This is a genomic window from Nitrobacter vulgaris (assembly GCF_002028545.1).
Taxonomy (GTDB): domain Bacteria; phylum Pseudomonadota; class Alphaproteobacteria; order Rhizobiales; family Xanthobacteraceae; genus Nitrobacter; species Nitrobacter vulgaris.
Window position 1 is genome coordinate 1 of sequence record NZ_MWPQ01000030.1, and the last position, 1,176, is coordinate 1,176.

1 protein-coding gene is annotated in these 1,176 nt (G+C 61.1%); it reads left to right on the top strand.

Going from position 1 to position 1,176, the window contains the following annotated elements:
* Position 1 precedes the first annotated feature (1 nt).
* A partial coding sequence (gene tuf / locus B2M20_RS06825) for an elongation factor Tu (protein WP_079446326.1) occupies positions 2-1,176 on the top strand: 1,175 nt, incomplete at its 3' end.

Here is a 1,176-nt window from a genome sequence, read left to right on the forward strand (position 1 = left end):
AATGGCCAAAGCGAAATTTGAACGTAACAAGCCGCATTGCAACATTGGGACGATTGGTCATGTTGATCATGGCAAGACGTCATTGACGGCTGCGATTACGAAGGTTCTGGCGGAGACGGGCGGGGCGACGTTCACGGCGTACGACCAGATTGACAAGGCTCCGGAAGAGAAGGCGCGCGGCATCACGATTTCGACGGCGCATGTGGAGTACGAGACGGCGAACCGTCACTATGCGCATGTCGACTGTCCTGGCCATGCGGACTACGTGAAGAACATGATCACGGGTGCGGCGCAGATGGACGGCGCGATCCTGGTTGTTTCGGCGGCGGACGGCCCGATGCCGCAGACCCGCGAGCACATTCTTCTGGCGCGCCAGGTCGGCGTTCCGGCGCTGGTTGTGTTTTTGAACAAGTGCGACATGGTTGACGATCCGGAGCTGCTCGAGCTGGTTGAGATGGAAGTGCGGGAGCTTTTGTCGAAGTACGAATTTCCGGGCGACGACATTCCGATCGTGAAGGGCTCGGCGCTGGCGGCGCTTGAGAACTCGGACCAGAAGCTTGGCCATGACGCGATTCTGGAACTGATGAAGAATGTCGACGCCTACATTCCGCAGCCGGAGCGACCGATTGATCAGCCGTTCCTGATGCCGGTTGAGGACGTGTTCTCGATTTCGGGACGCGGCACGGTTGTGACGGGCCGGGTGGAGCGCGGGGTTGTCAAGGTCGGCGAGGAAATCGAGATTGTCGGCATCCGCGAGACGCAGAAGACGACGGTGACGGGTGTGGAGATGTTCCGCAAGCTTCTGGACCAGGGGCAGGCGGGCGACAACATCGGGGCGTTGTTGCGCGGCACCAAGCGCGAGGACGTGGAGCGCGGCCAGGTTCTGTGCAAGCCGGGTTCGGTGAAGCCGCACACCAAGTTCAAGGCCGAAGCCTATATCCTGACCAAGGAGGAGGGCGGTCGCCACACGCCGTTCTTCACCAACTACCGTCCGCAGTTTTATTTCCGCACCACCGACGTGACGGGTGTTGTGCATCTTCCGGCCGGCACCGAGATGGTGATGCCGGGCGACAACATCGCGATGGAAGTGCACCTGATCGTGCCGATCGCGATGGAGGAGAAGCTGCGCTTCGCCATCCGCGAGGGCGGACGTACCGTCGGAGCAGGCGTCGTGGC